This window comes from Mucilaginibacter robiniae, assembly GCF_012849215.1.
Classification (GTDB): Bacteria; Bacteroidota; Bacteroidia; order Sphingobacteriales; family Sphingobacteriaceae; genus Mucilaginibacter; species Mucilaginibacter robiniae.
Map to the genome: position 1 here is coordinate 2,090,015 of NZ_CP051682.1, position 20,723 is coordinate 2,110,737.

General features: G+C 46.0%; 22 protein-coding genes. 17 read left to right on the plus strand and 5 right to left on the minus strand.

Annotated features, from left to right (window positions below):
- Window positions 1-18: 18 nt before the first annotated feature.
- The 3 genes from HH214_RS09370 to HH214_RS09380 are packed head-to-tail and all read right to left on the minus strand — an operon-like array spanning window position 19 to window position 5,710.
- Window positions 19-1,128 (minus strand): efflux RND transporter periplasmic adaptor subunit, encoded by a 1,110-nt coding sequence (locus HH214_RS09370; protein WP_248282245.1) that lies wholly within the window; start codon window positions 1,126-1,128, stop codon window positions 19-21.
- Window positions 1,085-4,345, minus strand: coding sequence for an efflux RND transporter permease subunit (locus HH214_RS09375; RefSeq protein WP_169607158.1), 3,261 nt, complete (start codon window positions 4,343-4,345; stop codon window positions 1,085-1,087). The genes HH214_RS09370 and HH214_RS09375 overlap by 44 nt, the downstream gene beginning before the upstream one ends.
- Before the next feature lie 6 nt (window positions 4,346-4,351).
- Window positions 4,352-5,710: a TolC family protein gene (locus HH214_RS09380; protein WP_248282246.1), complete on the minus strand. Its 1,359-nt coding sequence runs from the start codon at window positions 5,708-5,710 to the stop codon at window positions 4,352-4,354.
- A 254-nt stretch (window positions 5,711-5,964) separates the two neighbouring features.
- Between HH214_RS09380 and HH214_RS09385 the strand changes: the two genes are divergently transcribed.
- On the plus strand, window positions 5,965-6,102 hold the full coding sequence (locus HH214_RS09385) for a hypothetical protein (protein WP_169607162.1): 138 nt from the start codon (window positions 5,965-5,967) through the stop codon (window positions 6,100-6,102).
- 493 nt (window positions 6,103-6,595) lie between these two features.
- Entirely contained in the window at window positions 6,596-6,967 is a 372-nt protein-coding gene (locus HH214_RS09390) for a hypothetical protein (RefSeq protein ID WP_169607164.1), read from the plus strand.
- 75 nt (window positions 6,968-7,042) lie between these two features.
- On the opposite strand, the gene HH214_RS09395 is transcribed toward HH214_RS09390, so the two are convergent.
- Window positions 7,043-7,456 carry a DUF1634 domain-containing protein gene (locus HH214_RS09395; RefSeq protein ID WP_169607166.1) on the minus strand — a complete coding sequence of 138 codons (414 nt, stop codon included), beginning with the start codon at window positions 7,454-7,456 and terminating at the stop codon, window positions 7,043-7,045.
- A complete protein-coding gene (locus tag HH214_RS09400) occupies window positions 7,434-8,264 on the minus strand; it encodes a sulfite exporter TauE/SafE family protein (RefSeq protein ID WP_169607168.1) in 831 nt (276 codons plus the stop codon). Before HH214_RS09400 ends, HH214_RS09395 begins: the two co-directional genes overlap by 23 nt.
- 227 nt (window positions 8,265-8,491) lie before the next feature.
- Between HH214_RS09400 and HH214_RS09405 the strand changes: the two genes are divergently transcribed.
- From HH214_RS09405 to HH214_RS09475, 15 genes are all read left to right on the plus strand, one after another.
- Entirely contained in the window at window positions 8,492-9,151 is a 660-nt protein-coding gene (locus tag HH214_RS09405) for an MBL fold metallo-hydrolase (RefSeq protein WP_169607170.1), read from the plus strand.
- Window positions 9,152-9,199: 48 nt separating this feature from the next.
- Window positions 9,200-9,808, plus strand: coding sequence for a Crp/Fnr family transcriptional regulator (locus HH214_RS09410; protein WP_169607172.1), 609 nt, complete (start codon window positions 9,200-9,202; stop codon window positions 9,806-9,808).
- A 59-nt stretch (window positions 9,809-9,867) separates the two neighbouring features.
- Complete coding sequence (locus HH214_RS09415) at window positions 9,868-10,671, plus strand: sulfite exporter TauE/SafE family protein (RefSeq protein WP_169607174.1); 804 nt, start codon at window positions 9,868-9,870, stop codon at window positions 10,669-10,671.
- Window positions 10,658-11,218, plus strand: a complete 561-nt coding sequence (locus HH214_RS09420) for a YeeE/YedE family protein (protein WP_169607176.1) — start codon at window positions 10,658-10,660, stop codon at window positions 11,216-11,218. Before HH214_RS09415 ends, HH214_RS09420 begins: the two co-directional genes overlap by 14 nt.
- Window positions 11,215-11,625 (plus strand): DUF6691 family protein, encoded by a 411-nt coding sequence (locus HH214_RS09425; RefSeq protein ID WP_211166342.1) that lies wholly within the window; start codon window positions 11,215-11,217, stop codon window positions 11,623-11,625. Before HH214_RS09420 ends, HH214_RS09425 begins: the two co-directional genes overlap by 4 nt.
- A gap of 1 nt (window position 11,626) precedes the next feature.
- Window positions 11,627-12,967, plus strand: coding sequence for an MBL fold metallo-hydrolase (locus HH214_RS09430; protein WP_169607179.1), 1,341 nt, complete (start codon window positions 11,627-11,629; stop codon window positions 12,965-12,967).
- The gene (locus HH214_RS09435; RefSeq protein WP_169607180.1) at window positions 12,967-13,542 is read left to right on the plus strand and encodes a TlpA family protein disulfide reductase; all 576 of its coding nucleotides are present in this window, start codon (window positions 12,967-12,969) and stop codon (window positions 13,540-13,542) included. Before HH214_RS09430 ends, HH214_RS09435 begins: the two co-directional genes overlap by 1 nt.
- Window positions 13,543-13,550: 8 nt before the next feature.
- On the plus strand, window positions 13,551-14,165 hold the full coding sequence (locus HH214_RS09440) for a class I SAM-dependent methyltransferase (protein WP_169607181.1): 615 nt from the start codon (window positions 13,551-13,553) through the stop codon (window positions 14,163-14,165).
- 86 nt (window positions 14,166-14,251) lie between these two features.
- Complete coding sequence (locus tag HH214_RS09445; protein ID WP_169607182.1) at window positions 14,252-15,226, plus strand: YeiH family protein; 975 nt, start codon at window positions 14,252-14,254, stop codon at window positions 15,224-15,226.
- A gap of 104 nt (window positions 15,227-15,330) precedes the next feature.
- The gene (locus HH214_RS09450; protein ID WP_169607183.1) at window positions 15,331-15,540 is read left to right on the plus strand and encodes a heavy-metal-associated domain-containing protein; all 210 of its coding nucleotides are present in this window, start codon (window positions 15,331-15,333) and stop codon (window positions 15,538-15,540) included.
- Between the two features lie 43 nt (window positions 15,541-15,583).
- Window positions 15,584-16,735, plus strand: a complete 1,152-nt coding sequence (locus HH214_RS09455; protein WP_169607184.1) for a permease — start codon at window positions 15,584-15,586, stop codon at window positions 16,733-16,735.
- A 60-nt stretch (window positions 16,736-16,795) separates the two neighbouring features.
- Window positions 16,796-17,209, plus strand: coding sequence for a hypothetical protein (locus tag HH214_RS09460; RefSeq protein ID WP_169607185.1), 414 nt, complete (start codon window positions 16,796-16,798; stop codon window positions 17,207-17,209).
- The gene (locus HH214_RS09465) at window positions 17,206-17,835 is read left to right on the plus strand and encodes a helix-turn-helix domain-containing protein (protein ID WP_315853202.1); all 630 of its coding nucleotides are present in this window, start codon (window positions 17,206-17,208) and stop codon (window positions 17,833-17,835) included. The genes HH214_RS09460 and HH214_RS09465 overlap by 4 nt, the downstream gene beginning before the upstream one ends.
- 19 nt (window positions 17,836-17,854) lie before the next feature.
- Window positions 17,855-20,215 (plus strand): multicopper oxidase domain-containing protein, encoded by a 2,361-nt coding sequence (locus HH214_RS09470; RefSeq protein WP_169607186.1) that lies wholly within the window; start codon window positions 17,855-17,857, stop codon window positions 20,213-20,215.
- A gap of 33 nt (window positions 20,216-20,248) precedes the next feature.
- Complete coding sequence (locus HH214_RS09475; RefSeq protein WP_248282248.1) at window positions 20,249-20,710, plus strand: DUF305 domain-containing protein; 462 nt, start codon at window positions 20,249-20,251, stop codon at window positions 20,708-20,710.
- The last annotated feature ends 13 nt before the right edge of the window (window positions 20,711-20,723 follow it).

Sequence of the window (20,723 nt, forward strand, 5' to 3'; positions counted from 1 at the left end):
CCGGGCGGATCAGCAGGGTTAATTTAAAGGTGTCCCTGATTTGATTTCATCATTACCATGAAGGACAATCCGGTTGCCGGCCTTCAGGTTACCAAAAACTTCGGTAGAATCGCTGCCGGCCAGACCCTCCTTGATGTTGACGAGATTCGCCCTGCCGTTCATGTCCTGGATCACATATTCATGCTCGGTAGAGCGGATAATCGCATTGTTGGGTACCAGCAATGACTTTGCGCCGGTCAGCATCGGGATAGCCACCTCCGCGTACATCCCAGGCTTTAATTTTCCATCCGGGTTAAATACATCAATTTCTATGGCTTCCTGCTGCATACTGCCTAAGGAGTTAGCAGAGCGGCTAATTTTCGCCGAGAACTTCTTACCCGGCATCGCATTGAAGACAAAGCTGACCGGCTGACTGAGGTCAACCTTGTCGACATAATCTTCCGGTATGGAAACCGTCAGACGCATCCGATCTATCGTTTGCAGCACCAGCATAGGCTGATCCGTGGCTTTTCCCGGTGCGACCAGCGCACCCGGCGAGACATTACGGTCAATGATGACCCCATTGAAGGGTGCATAAATACGCAGGTAGCCCTGCATGGTGCCTACCGCGTTGACATTGGATTTCTCGGCCTGCACCATCGCCATATCAGCCTTCATCTTGGAACTGGCGTCGTCCAGATCAAGGGGGGAAACCGAGCCTGGCTCCTTGGCTGCCTGCTTTAGGCGCTCATATTTTTCATGGCTGGCATCGGCGTTCTCCTTAGCCTGCAGGTATTTGGAGTTAGCGGCCTGATAAGCCGACTCCATCTCAGGAGCTTCCAGGATAGCCATCAGCTGCCCTTTCTTCACCACCGTCCCCCGGTCTACCAGGAGCTGCTTGACGAATCCGTTCACTTTTGGAAAAATATTAACCTGGTTAAAAGGCAACAGCTGGCCGGGTAGTTTTGCACTGCTGGACAACCGCTTCTCAGCAACGGTTCCCAGCTGGTACTTCGCGGCTTTCTCTTTCTGCCCGCCGGTGAGGTCTACCGGCTTCTGGGTTCCGCCGCAGGCGGCCAGCATCAGGGCTATAACGGTCAATAAACTAATTTGACATTTCATGGTGCAATTCATTTTGGTTTTGTTCAACAGTGTTGTTTTCAGGCATTAAAGAAGGCTCTACGTAGGTAGTTTTGTCCTGTACCCAGGCGAAGACCAGGGGAAGAATGAACAAGGCAGCCAGGGTAGAGGCAAACAAGCCGCCGATTACTGCACGGCCCAGCGGCGCGGATTGCTCGCCTGCCTCGCCCAGCCCCGAAGCCATAGGGATCATACCGGCGATCATGGCGAAGCTGGTCATCAGTATCGGCCGCAACCGGATGGAGGCACTGGTTACCGCTGCCCGGGTAGCGTTCTTGAACTCCAGCCGCAGATGCTCTCCATTGGTTACAATCAGAATCGCATTTGCCACCGAAACACCGGTCGACATAATCATGCCCATGTAGGATTGTAGATTCAGGGTAGAGCCGGTAAGCAGTAAAGCGGTGATGGAACCTAAAATAACGGCGGGGATGGTCACCAAAACTGTCAGCGACAATTTAAATGACTGGTAGTTCGCCGCCAGCAGCAGGAAAATCACCAAAATCGCAAATCCCAGCCCGTTCTGCAGGCTGTTTAGGGTGTCGGTCAATAGATTTGACATCCCTTCTATCGTGACCACTAGCCCCTTAGGTGGCGTTCCCACCGATTTTACTGCCTTCTGCACGGCACGGGTCACACTTCCCAGATCCTTCTTTGAAATATTGGCGCTGACAGTGATATAGCGTCTTGGCCCGGTGCGGTCAAACTCTCCGGGTGCCGTGGTGAGATTAAACGTAGCCACATCTGCCAACGTAGGGCTGCTCTGTCCTTTAACCAGAGGAATTTCCTTGAGTTCATCCACGGAGTTCATAATATACTCCGGTATCTGCGCCTGTACCTGATAGGTATAGGAATTGTTCTGGTCAAGCCACAGGTTTTTGAGCGTAAAGCGGCTGGATGAGGTACTGGCAGTGACTGAACGGGCGACGTCGCTGACGTTCAGGCCGAGCTGCGAAACCTTCAGCCGGTTCAGGGTAATAGAAATGACCGGGTAGTCCAGCGGCTGGTTGATCTGCACGTCCCGCAGGTAAGATATCTGTTTGAGCTTTACCATCACCTGATTGGCGTAAGTCTCGATCTGCCGCATATCCTTGCCGGCGACCTGCACTTCCACCGGGGTATTGGCCCCCTGGCTCATGATTTTTTCGGTCATATCAATCGGCTGGAAGCTGATCGCCATTTCCGGCAGGGCATGGGTAATATTCCGGCGAAGCGCATCTTTCAGTTCATCCATGTTCACTTTGTAATTTTCATCCAGGTTCACCTGCAGTACCGCTTCATGGGTACCGGTATTAAATACATACAAATTGCTACTACCAAAACTGCTCGGTACCAGGCCTATATAACCGGATGTAATTTTCACATGATGGTCAGTTGTTTTATCGATGATTTGCAGCACCTGCTTGAATTTATCTTCTGTCACCTCAAGCCGCGTACCTTCCGGCTCATCCAGCCTCACTTGAAACTGCCCGTTGTTGAGTTTAGGCATCATGTCTTTACCTATAATAACAAATCCCACAGCTGCCAAGGCAATAACTACAAACAGATATACCAGGATGATAATTTTTTTAGAAGGCATCAGGCGTTCAAGAATTCTGATGAACCTCAACTTCACTTTTTCAAAAAAATTATTGCTTGTAGGCTCTGCTTTTTCCTCTGCCAAATGCCGGTTGATTTCCACCTCTTCGTTCCGGTCGAAATCTTCTCCAGCATGAGCGTGAACTGCCCCATGATGATAATGCTGGTACTGTTCGGCTTTGATCATCCAATTGCTGAGAATTGGCACTAGGGTTTGCGCCAATATATAAGACACAATCATCGTCAGACCAATGGACATAGAAAGCGGCAGGAACATAGCTTTAGGTACGCCATTCATCATAAATGATGGCGCAAATACGGCAAGAATACAGAGCAGGATGAGTAGTAAAGGGAATGAAATTTCCTCACAAGCTTCATAAATGGCCTGTCGCTTAGGCTTACCCATCTCCAGATGCTGGTGAATGTTTTCGATAGTCACTGTAGCTTGGTCAACCAGAATGCCTATAGCCAGGGCTAGCCCGCTTAGTGTCATGATGTTGATGGTTTGGCCAAACAGGCTAAGCAGCAATACGCCGATGAGGATAGAAACTGGGATGGTAATTACCACGATCAAACTGCTGCGCCAGTCTTGTAGAAATAATAATACCATTAAGCCGGTCAGCAACGCGCCCAGACCGCCTTCAGTCATGAGGCTTTTTACCGCGTTGACCACGAAGACGGATTGGTCAAACTCATAGGATATCTTGACGTCGTTAGGCAGCAAGTTCTGCATTTCTGGCATTTTGGCCTTCAGGTTCTGCACTACTGTCCAGGTAGAGGCAGAGGCCGTCTTGACCACCGGGATATATACTGAGCGCTTGCCGTTGATCAGAGCATAATCCACAGTAATGTCTGCGGCATCGGTAACCCTTGCAATGTCGTTGACATAAATAGGCACCCCGTTTTTAGTAAGTACCGGGATATTCGCAAAATTCTGTGAATTCTTAACCAGAGAGTTCATTGTTGTCAGGTACATCGTACTACCCACCCGCAGGTTTCCGGAGGGCGACATCACGTTAAACTTAGCCAACGCATCTACTACCTCATCCGGGGTCAGGTTGTAGCTGCGCATCTTATTGGGGTCAATGCTCAGGATAATAGACCGGGCGTTGGAACCGAACGGCGGCGGGGCGGACAACCCCGGGATGGTGGAAAACATAGGCCGGATTTTCGTTGCGGCCAGGTCATAGATATCCTTCAGGTTCTCGGTTTTGCTGTCCAGCACCAGTTCGCCGACGGGCAAAGAGGATGCATCGTATCGGATAACCTGTGGCGGCAGGGCTCCAGGTGGGAAAAAGCTCTGTGCCCGGTTCACCTGCAAGGCGACCTGGGCGGAAGCCTCGGCCATGTTGGTGCTTTCATAAAATGATATCTTGATGATGGTCAGCCCCTGGATACTTTTGCTGCTGATGTTTTTTACACCGTCCACGTACAGAAACTGGTTCTGCAGGCCGGTGGCAAAAAAACCTTCCATCTGCTGCGGCGACATACCCCCATAAGACTCAATCACATAAATGGTGGGAAGATTGAGCTTGGGAAAAATGTCGATCGGAATGTTAATCGCACTGAGCACAGCGAAAATCAAAAGGCTCAGCGTAACCACGATAATTGTGATCGGCCTTTTCAGTGCGGTGGTTACCATTGACATAATTGTTTATTTTATATAGTTTAAAACTGAATTAACTTGATTTTCAGTGATCGCTTTCTGGAAAACGGCTGAAGTATAATTGTATTTGGCCTGCATGTAATCCGTCTCGGCGCGGTAGAGGATATTGAGCGCGGCATCTAGCTCAATGATGTCCGTCAAGCCGTTGCGGTACAAGGATAGTTTCTGCCGGTAACCATCTGAGGCTGCCTTTAATTGTTTGGGAATTTCCCTTAACCGGTCTAAAGACGTCTGCAGCTCGACATCAGCTTGGCTGGCACTCACAGAAAGTAGCTGCTCCTGCTCCTGCAGCTTTTTGAAGGCATAATTCGTGCTGGCCTTCTGCGTACGCAGCTTCAGCTGCCTGCGCCGAAGGTCGAACAGGTTATAAGAGATCCCGATACCAACCAGATAATTCCCCCGCTGGAATCCGTAGCCGGAGGAAAGGCTGTTGTACTGGCCTGCCGCATCAACGCTGGACGCACGGCCCCAGCCGGCTGCTTCAAAAAAGATTTTAGGGTTATACAGATTTTTAACCAGGCTTTCCCGCTGCAGGTTATTCTGGTAAACGGATTTGTAAAAATTAACGAGCGGATGATTCGCCGTATCAGAAGGAAAAGTGTAGGCTACCGGCTGACCGATCAGCGTATTTTCCACGGTACTGTCCGGGATAATGGACTGATAGGGAAACCCGCTGACAGAAGATAGCTGTAACTGGATCTGCTTAAGCTGATTGGTCAATTCAATATAGTTCAGACGAGCCTTCGACAGCTCCGCATCCGCAATGCTGGTATCAACCCCGGCCCGGACGCCGCTTACCGCTAGGGACTTGATAGAGCGGTAGATTTCCTGGGTGCGCTGAATATTGCGGTTTTGGATGCCGAGAAAATCCTGTAACCGCAATAGTTGAAGATAATTGGCAATGGTATAAGCCTCCAGGTCATACTTGGACTCTGCATACTGCTTCTGTTCAACGACCACATCGGAGTTTGCAACCCTGTTTTCAGCAGCATAACGCCCGAAGTTATAAATTTCCCAGTCCAGTGCTGCAATACCGAAATTATCGGACATCGTGGTGGTGACGTTCGTGTTATGAATACCGCCTGAACTGGAAGGAATGATTCCGAACCCGAAGTACGGTCCGGTGGTATTGTTGCTGGTGCCGATATCTGCCTGATAATTGAGCCGCAGGTTAGGCAGCCAGTTATTATGAGTTTCTGCAGCCTGAGCCCTGCGGATCGCTATGGCTGCCGAGTCGGTCAGCAGCGTGGGCGCTTTCTGATCCACCTGGATCAGCAATTGTTTTAAAGTGACAGGAGGTGACTGTTGGGCATTCGCTATTGCTGCAAAGAGCAGCAAGGGAAGCATGCCTGCGTATCTGTTGAAACTTAGCATCTTAGTTTTAAAAGAAAATGGAAAATAGTCCGATATGGTAAGGTTGTATCTGGTTGGGAACCTTCCTCACGTAAAGCGGAATTAAGAAATACGAACAGCTAAAAACCGGACGGTAATAGCATCAGATGCGAAGCGAACAGATCGACAGGTAGGAATGCCTAGTAATGAAAAATCTGTCTTTATCCGGTAACGCAGCTGTAGTCCGCCTGCAGAAAAAGCCAAAGAAGATGGCTAAGACAGAAAAAATACTGGAGAAAGCCGTAAGGCTGATTGGGGTGGCAGCCTTTTCTTTGAACAATACAGTTTTGTCCATCCGGTCCACCAGGCAGGCCGCGTGCGAACCTGCTGTTTCTTTACGCTTGTGAATGGAATTCTGCGAATGGATTCTTGAGGAAGTCTGAATCAGGCGGGGAAGAAAAAAAATATGAGAGACGGTTACCAGCAGATATACCGTTACCAGGAGAAGCACCTGTAGGTTCAAATATTTTTTTTCGGGAGACACCTTTAACGCCAAATATATGATTACAACGCAAAAATATAATTAAGTATATATACACGTATGCAAAATTTTTGTTTTGATCGGTATTTTACTTTAGGCAGACAGCCACCAAGTTAACAGCGGAACGAACCCGGCCCATCTGCTGTCCAACAGCCGTTTTTTTTCGCCGTACACTACGGATTTAGTCAGGCAATAGTAATTCGTTCGGTTTTCCGCTGCTGCGATTGAATTGGTCGGCTATCAGATTAAATAATATATATGATGTCTTTTTCATAACATTGAGTTATGGTTAATCACTTTTTGAGATAAAAACCTTATGTTTTTGTGATGGATATTTGTATCAATAAACGGATAAAATCATGAAAACGTACGAGTTAGTAATCGACCCAAAATTTGCAGAAAACGGCAAGAATTGCCAGGCAAACTTGAGCCCGGTTGCACCTGTGGTGCACACTGCTCAAGAAGATAGATCGGTGATTGGTATTAAAACCGACTCCGGCTGGTTTGACAAAGATGCCCCGCAAAACCTGACCAGCAAAGGCGCTGCCCTGCGGGCAATCCTGGTGGTTTGTATGCCCGCCCTATCTGCCATTGACTGGTACCTGGGCACCTACACCATGATTTTCTTTGCACCGCTCACTATGTATTTAGCAGTAACTGCCCTCACCATGACCTGCCCGGTAAAGGAATTGTTCAGCAACTACCGCCACAAAAACCTGCCCGAACTGTAAATACCGGATAAAGCAGTTAGCTGCTTGCATCAACGGGCAAACTTCCGGGCATTCATCATACTCATACTGGCTATTTTAGCCACCAAGTCCGCTAAATAAACTGAAGCTGAGAATACCCAGCACAATCAAGGTGATGACCACATACATCCGGTCTTTCTCTTTAATGAAGCCATAGATAGAAAAAAGCACACGTGCCACCGGGGTAAACAATAGTAAAAGCACGCCCAGTTGTATAACGGCGGTACTGTGCAGGTGCCAGGCATCCTCCAGCACTGCCCGAACGTGTGTAAGCCGTTCCGGCTCACCGTTAAACTTCCGGTAATGAGGTGCCCGGGCATGTTGCTGCCAGGCGAACAGGATGCCGCCCGACAGCACCAGCAAGGCGGAGGCCAGCACACCGGTGCGCAGCAGCACTCCCATCTGCTGTTCAATTTCTTTATCCTTATCGTGTTGCGGTGTTAGCGCCTTAGAGTTTTCCGGTAATACCATTGTAAATCATTTGAATTGCCAAAAAAGTAACTACGGCTGCAAAGAGGATGCGCAGCCAGCCGATTTGTCCGCCTATCAGCAGCTTGGCGCCGCCCATGGCACCGGCCAGTACGCCCAGCACCACCGGGAAAGCCAGGCCCGGATCAATATAGCCCCGCTGAAAGTAAATTGCCGCGCTGGCGGTAGCAGTAACGCCTATCATGAAATTGCTGGTAGTGGTAGACACTTTAAAAGGGAGTTTCATGATGTTATCCATGGCAATTACTTTCAAGGCTCCGGAACCGATACCCAGTAACCCGGAAATAGTGCCGGCAACCATCATCATTAAAAAACCGCCGGGTACGCGGGCTACGTTATAACGTACAGTGCCCTCCGGGCCGGGATAGCTACCGTTCAGTTTCAGCCAGGCAGCCAGTTGCCCGGTCTGCTCATCTGTGCCGCTTTCCTTTTTCTTCCGCAATGACAGCGCAGCAGAAATGATTAAAACGACACCGAACAGAATAGCAATCATATGCGTAGGCGCATGTACGGCTACTGCCGCACCAATAATAGCGCCGGTTGTGGTAGCAATCTCCAAAAACATACCTACCCGGATATTAGAGATGCCTTCCCGCACATAAGCCGAGGCCGACCCTGAGGATGTGGCAATGACGGAAACCAGCGATGCACCGATGGCGTAATGAATATCAACCTTGAAAAGCAGGGTAAGCATAGGAATGATAACGACACCGCCACCCAGCCCGGTGAGTGCCCCTAAAAGGCCAGCCACCAGTGAGCCTAAAAACAAGAGTATAATAAAAGTAATCATATAGTGATAAGCTTATTTCAAAGATCAATCAGATACCTGCTTATCTTAATACTACAAATAGGCGTATGAACCTGATTATTTCTTAAACATGAATTATGTGTAGTCATTTTGCGACCTGAAAGCGAATTGCTTTTAATTATTCAATTACTACTTATTCTTAATTGATTAAATCAGCTCGTTATGGAAACTGATTAGCACAAAGATATGTTCCAAAGAAAACATACAATATGAAGATATATAAATATATCCATTCCTGCCTGCTGTTTGAAAAGGATGACTTCCGGTTATTGTTTGATCCCGGCAAATTCGCCTTTGCAGAGGGTTTGGTAAAAGCAGAACAATTCAGCTCAGTTAATGCGGTAATCATTACCCATAACCACCCCGACCATCTGGATACAGAGCAGCTAAAAACGATTATTGAGTTGAGCGGGGCAAAAATATATACCAACAGCGAAGTGGCTAAAGAATTAGCAGCATCCGGTTTGTCATGCAATCTGGTCGAGGCATCAACATTCCATGTTGGCCCTTTTGTTTTGCAGGCGATCAATGTAGAACACGAACCTATACTGGATAGTCCGCTCCCGGACATGCAGGCCTATATGGTAGATGGCGGGGTACTGAATCCGGCAGATTCTTTCGGTAATTTCTATCAGGGCATTAAACAGCCGGAACTCTTAATCCTGCCGGTTATGGCTCCTTTTACTACCGAGCTGACAGTAGCTGCTTTTGCAGACCGCCTCAAACCCAAAGCTATATTACCAGTACATGACGGCTACGCCAAAGCATTTTTCCTGGAGCAACGCTACAAAACCTACAGTCAGCACTTTGAAAAGCAGGGAATCACTTTCCATCAAGCCATCCAGCCCGGTTTCAGCGTCAGCATTTGAAACATTGGCAAATTAGGTGATACGCTGTAAGCCTGTTAAATTTACTGCATGATACAGTTTGGGCCGGCACTACAGTCGGCATTAGAAGAACACAGCCAGCGTAAACAGTTACCGGCGGGTACGGTACTCATGTCGTCAAACAGCTATGTACGTTCCTTACCGGTGCTACTATCTGGCAGTATGCGGGTAATGCGGCAGGATGAGGATGGCCGCGAAATATTACTTTATTATATTAAGCCCGGAGAAAGCTGTATCATGTCATTCCTGGCCGGGATACATGAGGATACCTCGAAAGTGCGCCTGGAGGTAGAAGAAGATGCCGATGTACTGATGCTGCCCATTACCAAAGCCAGCGAATGGGTAAAAAGCTATCCTGAATGGGCTGATTTTATCTTCAAGCTTTACCACCAGCGCTTTGAGGAATTACTAACCGTGATCAACGAGGTTGCCTTTCAAAAACTGGATGACCGTATTGTAGAATTGCTAAAAAAGAAAGCCGCGGTATTCAATTCACATGAGTTTCAGCTCACCCATCAGCAACTGGCAGAAGAGTTAGGCACTACGCGCGAAGTGATCTCACGCCTGCTTAAACAAATGGAAAAGAAGGAAATGATCACTCTTTCCCGCAATAAGATCACTTTAAATTTCCTTGTGTAACATAAGTCACCAATTACCGGGCTGAAAGCGGATAGCTTTGTTCCATAAATGATCAGGTTTTGGAAATAGCAGGTTACGCAGCTTCGGTTTTAATTGGTTTGTCCTTGGGTTTAATAGGTGGCGGTGGCTCCATCCTCACGGTACCTATTCTCGTTTACCTTTTTGCTATCGATCCGGTATTAGCTACCACCTATTCTTTATTTGTCGTTGGGCTCACCAGCACCGCAGGTGCGGCCAGCCATTATCAAAAAGGCAATGTAGATGTGAAAACGGCATTGGTATTCGGCTTGCCCTCGTTGGCTGCGGTATTTATGATGCGGAGGTGGGTAATGCCGATGATACCTGTTCACTTATTTACTATCGGCCATTGGGTAGTGACCAAAAGTATGCTGCTGATGCTGGTATTTGCCGGGCTGATGCTGGCCGCGTCCCTTTCCATGATCCGAAAGAAAAAAGGAATTGAGGTTATATCACCTGAGATCAATTATCAAAGGTTGATCTTACAGGCAATAGCTGTTGGCCTGATCACCGGATTTGTGGGTGTTGGTGGTGGTTTTTTGATCATTCCCTCGTTAGTATTATTCGCAGGTTTGCCGATGAAAAAAGCCGTAGGCACCTCGCTCATGGTGATGACCATCAGCTCGCTATTGGGCGTATTGGGTGATATCACCGGGCATGTGGCGATAAATTACTCGTTTTTAGCCATCTTTTCGAGTTTCGCCATTGCGGGAATTATCCTTGGCAGTTACCTCACGCGGTTCATTAGCGATAAACGCCTGAAGCCTGCTTTTGGCTGGTTTGTATTGGCGATGGGTATCTTTGTTTTAATAAGCACTTTAACTAACTCACATGGACATCATTAAACAATCCTGGCCCTGGTATGCAGCGGGGCCATTGATCGGCCTAATCGTACCGGCGCTGTTACTATTGGGTAACAAAACATTCGGCATCTCATCTACCTTGCGGCAGATCTGTGCGGCTTGTATCCCCGCAGATATTTCCTTTTTTAAATACGACTGGAAGAAAGAGACCTGGAATTTGTTTTTTATCGCCGGTATTGTGATTGGCGGATTTATTGCCGCACATTTATTATCGAATCCCGGCCCGGTAGGCATCAACCCTAAAACTACCGGCGCTTTACAGCAACAAGGCATCAAAGATTTTACAGGGCTGCTGCCGCAGGATATTTTCAGTTTCAGGGGGCTTGCCACGTTAAAAGGGTTTGTGTTTATCGTTATCGGCGGTTTCCTGGTCGGCTTTGGCACGCGCTATGCCGGCGGCTGTACATCCGGGCATGCCATTATGGGTATTTCCTCTTTGCAATGGCCTTCGCTGGTGGCCACTTGTTGCTTCATGATCGGCGGCTTCGTCATGACCTGGTTGATCTTACCTTATTTATTACAGCTATGAAGAACCTCAAATTTTTACTGGTCGGGATGTGCTTTGGCATCATCCTGATCAAATCTGAAGTAATCTCCTGGTTCCGCATACAGGAAATGTTCCGCCTGCAATCCTTTCACATGTATGGCATCATCGGTAGTGCCATTGTGGTAGCCATGATCTCCATCTTATTGATCAAACGGTTCAATATCAAAACGATCCATCAGGAAGCGATTATTATCCCGGATAAGCAGTTTAACTGGGGCTATGTTTATGGCGGTTTGATCTTCGGATTGGGCTGGGCGCTTACAGGCGCATGTCCCGGCCCCATATTCGCGCAGATCGGCAGCGGCATTTTAGTTACTTCAGTTACCCTGTTGAGCGCCATTGCAGGTACCTGGGTTTATGGTTTGTTACGTGAAAAACTTCCTCATTGATATGAAAATTGAACAATTTGAAGATAAAGGGCTATCGCATTATTCGTACGCAATAATGAGCGAATGCGAAAATAAGATCGTGCTGGTCGACCCGTCAAGGGATATTACACCATACTTGTTTTATGCAAAAGCGCATGATGCCACCATCATCGGTGTGGTCGAAACTCATCCGCATGCTGATTTTGTGAGTGGGCACTTGGAGTTGCAACAGGTTACCGGAGCGGTGACCTATTGCTCCAAACTGCTGGGCGCGGAATATATTCATCAAACATTTGACGATGGTGACATAATCACATTCGGTAAAATAAAATTGAAAGCCCTGAACACACCAGGACACTCGCCGGATAGTATCAGCGTTGTTTTGGAGCATGACGGCCAGGACAAAGCCGTGTTTACAGGTGATACTTTATTTATTGGCGATTGCGGCAGGCCCGATTTGCGCGAGCAGGCAGGTAATATGACCGCGAAGCGGGAGAAGCTAGCTAAACTAATGTATCATTCGCTGCGCGATAAATTGTTGACTTTAGATGATGCGGTTGGGGTTTACCCGGCACATGGAGCAGGTACCTTGTGCGGCAAGGCGCTGAGCAAAGATAACCGCAGCACCATCGGCGCGGAGAGAATCGGCAACTGGTCGTTACAGGAAATAAGCGAAAATGAGTTTGTGCTGGAACTATTGGCAGATCAGCCATTCATCCCAAAATACTTTGCCTATGATGTTGCCTTAAATAAGCATGGTGCAACTGCTTTAAAAACAGCGTTGGCCGACGTTCCTGTAAAAAACCCCGTTAAGCTGAATACTAAGCTATTTATTATTGATGCAAGGCCTGAAGCCTACTTTAAAAAGGGGCATGTACCCGGTTCGATCAACATCCAGGATGGTGGCAAGTTCGAGACCTGGCTGGGAAGTATCATAGCACCCAAAGAAGCGTTTTACCTGGTGGCTGAAAATGAGGAGAAATTAAAGCAATTGATCAGCAAAACCGCTAAGATCGGTTATGAGGCTTTTATAGAAGCTGCATTTGTGGTTGAAACAGGCGACGAAAATATGCCGCTCTTAAATATTGAGCGATTTGATAATGCAACAGAAAATTATACCATAGTTGACATTCGTAATACAGCCGAAGTAAAAGCAGAGCCTGTTTTTCAAAATGCGATCCATATACCTTTGTATGAACTGAGAGAACGCCTGGGCGAAATACCTTATAACAAACCTATTGTAGTACATTGCGCCGGTGGTTACCGAAGCGCTGCGGGAAGCAGTATTGTTGCGACTGCTTTTGGCTCAAAAACGGCGGTATATGATATGGGAGATAATATTAAGAAATACATTCCGGCATAATGAAGCGGGTATTTACCTTTCGTAATATCTCCAACGTTTTATTTTTTGGATTAATCTTGCTGGTACTATTTAACCCGGCTACGAAAGTGTTTTTTATACAAAGCGTGATGAAAATCGGTTTGTTTCAACCTGATATACCTGTTGATAAGGCTAAAGCTGATGCCGTTTCCGATATGACTTTTTCGAGGGTCAATGGCAAAACTATTAGTCTCTCATCCCTGAAAGGGAAAGTTGTTTTTATCAACTTTTGGGCAACATGGTGCCCTCCGTGCAGGGCAGAGATGCCAGGCATTGATCAGCTTCATCAACAATTGAGTTCTCAGAAAAATATCGTTTTCATGATGATCGACGCGGACGATTTTTCAAAAGGAGCAGTATCCTTTATGCGTCAAAACCATTACATTTTGCCGCTCTACAAGCCATCTGGTTTGATTCCTGAAAACATATATACTGGCACGTTGCCCACAACAGCCATATCTGACCGAAAGGGACGATTGATATTCCATCACGAAGGAGTGGCCGATTACAGCAATTCAAACTTTAAATCCTATCTGATCAAAATAGCCAATCAGTAGTCCAGCTTATGGAAAACAAAAAGGAACACTGGGAAAATGTCTACGCTCAAAAAAAGCTTACAGAGGTAAGCTGGTATGAGCAGACGCCGGAAACGTCGTTATCTATTATCGCCAATTTCAATTTGCCAAAGAATGCTGCTATTATCGATATAGGAGGTGGCGACAGTTTACTGGCTGATCACTTGCTTGCACTCGGATACTCCAGCATTACGGTGCTTGACATTTCAAATAACGCCATTGAACGGGCGAAGCTAAGATTGAAGGACAAGTCGTTAGCAATAAATTGGATCACAAGCGACGTGCTTGAACTATCAAATAATATCCAATACGATCTTTGGCATGACCGTGCGGCCTTTCATTTCCTTACAGACGAAGCTGATCAAAAAAGATATGCCGAAGTAGCCGCCGCGCATTTACAAACAGGAGGACTGATGCTGATCAGTACCTTTGCATTAAACGGCCCTGAAAAATGCAGCGGATTACCAGTTACCAGGCATTCGGGGGCTATTTTGATAGATCTGTTTCAGTCCCAATTTCAGTCGATGGGCAGTATAAATCATTGCCATTTAACACCTTTTAATACAGAACAGGCTTTTACATACAACTCGTTTCGCAAAATTTGATAACATCAGGTTATGAACAATTGAGATTTGTGATAAAAAACACTTAAATTATTGATGGAAATTTGTGGTATCAAAATCAAAAGAACATGGATACCCAGCATCAGCTAACCGACAAAAAAGGCACTTTACTCAACCTGAACGACAATACACGCAAGGTAATTTTTATATTCTGTGTTGCCCTTTGCTTAACCCCCTTCATTAGCCCTGCAATAGCATTATTGCTTGGGTTGATCATGGCACAAGTGTTAGGTCATCCATATTTGCATCTCAATCACAGAGCCACGCACCTTTTGTTGCAGGTTTCTGTTGTTGGCCTGGGTTTCGGCATGAATGTGCATAGCGCCATGCAAGCGGGTAAGGAAGGTATATTGTTCACCGTTGCCTCTATTACCAGTACATTGGTATTCGGGTTTTTGATCGGCAAATGGCTAAAAATCGAGAAGAAAACATCGTATCTTATTTCAAACGGTACGGCGATATGCGGCGGTAGCGCAATCGCAGCCATCTCTCCGGTGATCAAAGCAGAAGAAAAACAAATCTCTGTCGCTTTGGGCTGTGTGTTTATCCTTAATTCCATCGCCCTTTTTATTTTCCCGGTTATCGGCCATTATTTCAATTTGTCTCAAACCCAGTTTGGCTTATGGTGCGCTATTGCTATCCACGATACCAGCTCCGTTGTTGGTGCGGCCAGTAAATATGGCGCACATGCCTTAGAGGTAGCCACCACTGTGAAGCTGGCCAGGGCATTATGGATCATACCGGTAGCGTTTCTTTCTACTTTTCTATTTAAGAACAAATCTAAGAAATTAGCTATTCCTTACTTCATCGGCTTATTCATACTGGCTATGATCGCAAATACCTACCTGCCGGCAGTTAAGCTCATCAGCCCTTATATGGTGGGTGTTGCCAAAGCGGGTTTAACGCTGACATTGTTCCTGATCGGTGCTGGGCTGTCACGCCAGGTGTTGGCCTCAGTTGGGTTCAAGCCATTGGTACAAGGGGTTGCACTTTGGATACTGATCTCTGTAAGTGCTTTGTATGCGGTGATACATTTAGCGTAATTTCATAAAACAATCGCAGAATCCTATAAATAGCTTGCTATCATAGCAGGCTATTTTTGTATTTAGAGTTATGCCAAACTAATTACTGCCTTAATTTTTAAAATATGCAAACTTTAAAATTCAAAACAAATATCAATTGCAGTAGCTGTATCGCTTCGGTTACCACGGCGCTCAATAGTGTAAAGGGTGTGCAAAAATGGGATGTAGATACCGCAAGCCCTAAAAAGATACTGACCATTACAGCTGACGGAATAAAACCAGACATTGTTATCGGTGCCTTAAAAGAAAAAGGATTTACTGCTGAAATCAATTGATCTCCAAACAAAGCCGGAGGTTCCAGGCTTTTATAGTTTACGAATGATGCATATTATAGAACAGATTGTTATCGAATTTCTCCAGATGTTGTGGGATATTGCCTGGGGCCTGTTGTTCGGCTTCCTGCTTTCCGCAGTTATCCGGGCTTTTATCTCAACCGAAACTATATCGTCGAGGTTGGGTAAGGACACTGCGGGGGCCATCGGACTTTCCACATTCTTCGGGGCAATTTCATCTTCATGTTCCTATGCAGCAGCATCCATGGCGCGCACGCTGATCATCAAAGGTGCCACCTGGTCAAATGCTGTCGCCTTTATGGTTTCCAGTACCAATCTGGTTTTTGAAATATTTATTGTTATCGTCACATTGTTAGGCTGGCCTTTTTTTGGAGGGGAAATTGTTGGTGGCTTGTTATTTATTCTGCTATCGGCTACGCTGATCGCATTGTTTTTTCCAGAATCGCTAAGCAAAATTGCTTCAGTTCAGGCGAGTAAAAATTCTGGAGCTGATAATGATCCTCATGCCCATCATTCATCATCTGCCATGCATCATCGTGAGCATAATGCCCATCATAAGAGTAAGCTTGGAAGCCCTTTTATCGATAAATTAAAGCAGGCGAGCGGCCATTTCTATATGGATGTGATGATGGTAGGCAAAGATATACTGATAGGTATCGCATTATCAGCTATATTAATGGTACTGGTGCCCGAAGCCTTCTGGAAAAGTCTTTTTATAACCGGCCAAAGCCATTTGCCACACTTTATCATATTAGCTTGGAACGCTATCATCGGCATACTGATCGCTATTTTCGCGTTCGTTTGCTCGGTGGGTAATATCGTTTTGGCCGGCGTGCTTTGGCATGGCGGTATCTCTTTTGGTGGGGTGATCGCCTTTATTTTATCCGACCTGGTGACAATACCGATGCTGATGGTTTACAAGAAATATTATGGCTGGAAGATGATGTGGGTTTTGCTGGCTATTCTGTCGGCAAGTATTTTCCTAACCGCGCTAAGTGTAGATTACTTGTTTGAAGCGCTACACTGGATACCAAAAACACATGGGCAAGCGATGCAAATGGGGCAAGATCAATTTACATGGGATTATGGTGCCTGGTTGAACTTACTATTTATATCACTGGGGCTTTTTTGCTTTTTTTATGGTAAAAAACAAACAGGTAACAGCGGGGCAATGTAATTCTGTAAGATTTAAATGTAATTATGTAAATCAGCTTAATTAATATGTGTTATTTTTGAGATGATGAAAAGAACTGCTGTCATTGGCCTTGCCGCATTTTACCTGTTGTTAACCACAGGTATGTTTGTGTGCGTAGTGCATTGCATGGCGGAAAACGTTTTTGCACATCGTCAGCACATGGCCGGAATGGCCAGATCCACTAATAATCAGCATTCCCAAAAACCTTGTAAAGGTGGAAAGGGCTGTAGTTGCTGCGATCAGCATGGCACTTATATAGTTAAAGAAAACATTAAACCACCGGTTGGGTCTTTGCCGTTTCATCTGGAATTTCTCTCCGTAGGGTTGTCCGCATATCCCGAAAACAGATTTGATTTTTCATTTCAGTCCCGGATTAATTTATGGACCGATAGTCATGCACCGCCAGGCCCTTCCGGAAAAGATTATTTAATTCAGATTCGTACCCTTCTTATTTGATTCAAGCAACACCGCACCTGCGGCCTGGCATTTTATTGTCTGTTAATCAGCTTGAATTAGAAATGATCTTATATATCAAAAACATGGTATGCGACCGCTGTATAATGGTCGTTCGCCAGCAATTAGAAAACTTCGGCTTTACCGTCGGGCCGGTAACTTTAGGTCAGGCCACGATCCGGCCTGACGCCGGTGCTCAACAATTGAACCGGATAGCTTCGGCTTTTAAAGTATTAGGCTTCGAACTGATCGACAGTGAAAAGGAACGCCTGATCGAGCGTATCAAAAATAGCATCATTGAAAAGGTTCATTATGGCGACCTCACTGATACGCATATCAATTTTTCTAATTATCTCTCTGATGAATTGAATAAGGATTACGCTTACTTAAGCCGAGCCTTTTCCGATAAAGAGGATATCACTATTGAAAAATTTATCATCCAGCAAAAAATAGAAAAAGTAAAAGAACTATTGGCATATGGCGGACTGAACCTGAATGAGATCGCATGGAAAATGGGCTATAGCAGCAGCGCACACCTTTCAGCGCAATTTAAGCAAACCGCCGGTATGACACCGAGCCAGTTTAAGATTTCTGAACAGCGCCAACGGAAGGCCCTTGATAAAATTTGAAAACACCTTGAACAACCACATGAAAAACAGTATATTCATTATTCTTCTTATCTTCTCGGGCCTGCAAATTATGGCGCAACAAGGGAAGATAAAAAGCTCTGCTGCTTCCCTTAATGATCACCTCATTACACCCGGCAAGCGGGTAACTTATCACCTGTACATTAAAGACAGCATCGTAACTTACTCGGGCAAACCAGCTCATGCCATGTCAATAAACGGGCAAATACCTGGCCCTAAATTGCAATTTACCGAAGGGGATACCGCTTACATTACCGTGCATAATTTAATGAGTACTGAAACTTCACTACACTGGCATGGCATCCTAATTCCTAACCAGTATGATGGCGTGCCCTATTTAACGACCGCGCCTATCAAGCCAAATACATCGCACGTTTTTATTTTTCCGTTAAAACAAACCGGAACGTATTGGTATCATACCCATTCCATGCTCGAAGAGCAATCGGGGCTTTACGGTTCAATAGTAATCCATCCACAGAAAAAGGAAATCCAGATGCCGGAGCAGGTACTGCTGTTCTCGGACTGGACAGATAAAAAACCAGGCCAGGTTTTAAGGATGCTTAAGAGGCAAACCGATTGGTTTGCTATACAAAAGGGTTCGGTACAAAGCTATGGCGAGGCAGCATCAAAGGGTTACTTCAACGACAAATTGAAACAGGAATGGATGCGGATGCCCGCAATGGACATTTCTGATGTCAAGTACGACAGGTTTTTAGTGAATGGAAAAACAGGTGTTGATCTGTCTGGATTCAAAGCCGGTGAAACAGTCAGGTTAAGGCTTATAGACGGTTCATCATCTACTTATTTCTGGATGCAGTTTGCCGGCGGCACAATGACGGTAGTAGCTGCCGATGGTCTGGATGTTAAGCCGGTAGCTGTAGATAAATTGCTCATTGGTGTTGCCGAAACTTATGATGTACTGGTCACTATTCCCAAAAGCGGCAAATACGAGTTCAGAGCCACTGCACAGGATGTCTCGGGCAAAGTATCCGCTTATTTAGGTTCAGGACAGACCATTAATACCGCCGATATTCCTAAAGTTCCCTATTTTAAAATGATGCACAGCATGAATAAAATGATGGCGGGCATGACGATGGGCTCGGTAGCATCCGATAAGGTGAAAAATGATGGCCTTACACTCGGCTTGAACAAAGGCGGCGATATGAAAAAGGACGGCATGGACATGGGCAGTATGGGTATGAGTAGCATGAGAATGAAGAAAGACACAACACCGACGAAACCTGTGCCGGCAGATCTAATCAACCCGAAGACGAAAGACATAGGTAACATGGATATGATGAACATGGGCGGAATGAACATGAAGGATGATGGCCGCGGTATCACGATAGGCCATGGCGGCTCTATGATGCTGAGTATGGGCGGTGAAGGAAAAATATTGACCTATGATATGTTACAGGCTAAAAATTCTACCGCGATTGACGAAAGCCACCCGGTGCGCACTTACCAGCTTTACCTTACGGGTAATATGCTGCGTTATGTATGGTCAATCAATAACCGGGTACTATCAGAAGCCGACCGCCTGCTGATAAAGAAAGGGGACCGGGTGCGCTTTGTTATACACAATACTACCATGATGGAGCATCCCATGCACCTGCACGGTCATTATTTCAGGGTGCTGAATGTACAGGGGGATTATTCGCCGCTGAAACACACGGTAAGCGTGGAGCCTATGAAAACCCAGATTATTGAGTTTGAGGCGGATGCTGCGAATGATTGGTTTTTCCATTGCCATATACTGTATCATATGATAGGTGGCATGGCCCGGGTGGTGCGCTATGCCGATTCGCCAAGCAATCCCGAGGTTGAGAAATACCAGCCTTCTAATCCCCTGATCAATGACGACCGTCGCTGGTTTCTGTGGGGTTCAGCGGCTTTTCATTCTCAGGGCAGTTCGGGCTCCTGGTTTTTTAGCAATACCCGTTATGAAAGCAATATCGACTACCGGGTAAGTTATGACGGCCGCTACGAATTCGAGCCACGGTTTCAGCGCTATTTGGACCACAGACAATTTTTTGCCGCCTACATTGGCGCAGATTTTAGCGATGATATCAAAGGCAACCCGCGGGGTAAAGATGGTATGCAGATAGGCGTTGTAGGCTTGCGCTATCTTTTACCCCTGTTCTTCCAAACCGATCTTCGGGTAAGCCAGAAAGGCCGGGTGAGGTTTATGATTGGCAGACCGGATATACCCCTTACCGCAAGGCTGCGGCTGGGTGTTTCTTACAACACAGATGATGAATACCAAATAGGATCCTCTTATATATTAGGGAGAAATTTTGCCATCTCTGCTAATTACGATAACCAGTACGGGTTTGGGGGTGGATTGACACTCATTTATTAACTAACTGATTTATAAAATTTCAATTAAAAAAGAATGGAAAAGATGAGTGAAAGCAGCTATAAAACTTTTGCCCTTACCATGGTAATTTCTTTCATCCTGATGTACGGGATTATGTTTCTTAATGTAGATGAGGTGGATTATATATATTTAAGCATGACCCGGCTTTACATGACACTGATGATGATAGCTGCAATGGCAATACTCATGCTTGCTACCATGGGTATGATGTATAAAAACAAGAAGACTAATCTGGTGATCATTATAGTTGGTCTTACCGTATTCGGCCTATCCCTTTTTGGGGTAAGAACACAGACTTTTGTTGGCGATGTGCAGTATATGAGAGGTATGATCCCTCACCATTCTATTGCTATTATGACAAGCAAAAACGCTGATATTAAAGACCCGGAAGTAAGAAAGCTGGCGGATGGCATTATTGCTACGCAGAAAAGAGAGATCGCTGAAATGAAGCGGATACTGGCCAGATTAGATAAGTAAACACAGCAAAACA

Coding starts and splice junctions, on each gene's coding strand:
- HH214_RS09445 (WP_169607182.1), top strand. CDS start 14,252: ATGGATACCCAGCATCAGCTAACCGACAAAAAAGGCACTTTACTCAAC.
- HH214_RS09460 (WP_169607185.1), top strand. CDS start 16,796: ATGATGAAAAGAACTGCTGTCATTGGCCTTGCCGCATTTTACCTGTTG.
- HH214_RS09450 (WP_169607183.1), top strand. CDS start 15,331: ATGCAAACTTTAAAATTCAAAACAAATATCAATTGCAGTAGCTGTATC.
- HH214_RS09440 (WP_169607181.1), top strand. CDS start 13,551: ATGGAAAACAAAAAGGAACACTGGGAAAATGTCTACGCTCAAAAAAAG.
- HH214_RS09395 (WP_169607166.1), bottom strand. CDS start 7,456: ATGGTATTACCGGAAAACTCTAAGGCGCTAACACCGCAACACGATAAG.
- HH214_RS09405 (WP_169607170.1), top strand. CDS start 8,492: ATGAAGATATATAAATATATCCATTCCTGCCTGCTGTTTGAAAAGGAT.
- HH214_RS09435 (WP_169607180.1), top strand. CDS start 12,967: ATGAAGCGGGTATTTACCTTTCGTAATATCTCCAACGTTTTATTTTTT.
- HH214_RS09475 (WP_248282248.1), top strand. CDS start 20,249: ATGGAAAAGATGAGTGAAAGCAGCTATAAAACTTTTGCCCTTACCATG.
- HH214_RS09375 (WP_169607158.1), bottom strand. CDS start 4,345: ATGTCAATGGTAACCACCGCACTGAAAAGGCCGATCACAATTATCGTG.
- HH214_RS09390 (WP_169607164.1), top strand. CDS start 6,596: ATGAAAACGTACGAGTTAGTAATCGACCCAAAATTTGCAGAAAACGGC.
- HH214_RS09380 (WP_248282246.1), bottom strand. CDS start 5,710: ATGCTTCCCTTGCTGCTCTTTGCAGCAATAGCGAATGCCCAACAGTCA.
- HH214_RS09425 (WP_211166342.1), top strand. CDS start 11,215: ATGAAGAACCTCAAATTTTTACTGGTCGGGATGTGCTTTGGCATCATC.
- HH214_RS09455 (WP_169607184.1), top strand. CDS start 15,584: ATGATGCATATTATAGAACAGATTGTTATCGAATTTCTCCAGATGTTG.
- HH214_RS09385 (WP_169607162.1), top strand. CDS start 5,965: ATGGCTAAGACAGAAAAAATACTGGAGAAAGCCGTAAGGCTGATTGGG.
- HH214_RS09430 (WP_169607179.1), top strand. CDS start 11,627: ATGAAAATTGAACAATTTGAAGATAAAGGGCTATCGCATTATTCGTAC.
- HH214_RS09470 (WP_169607186.1), top strand. CDS start 17,855: ATGAAAAACAGTATATTCATTATTCTTCTTATCTTCTCGGGCCTGCAA.
- HH214_RS09410 (WP_169607172.1), top strand. CDS start 9,200: ATGATACAGTTTGGGCCGGCACTACAGTCGGCATTAGAAGAACACAGC.
- HH214_RS09420 (WP_169607176.1), top strand. CDS start 10,658: ATGGACATCATTAAACAATCCTGGCCCTGGTATGCAGCGGGGCCATTG.
- HH214_RS09400 (WP_169607168.1), bottom strand. CDS start 8,264: ATGATTACTTTTATTATACTCTTGTTTTTAGGCTCACTGGTGGCTGGC.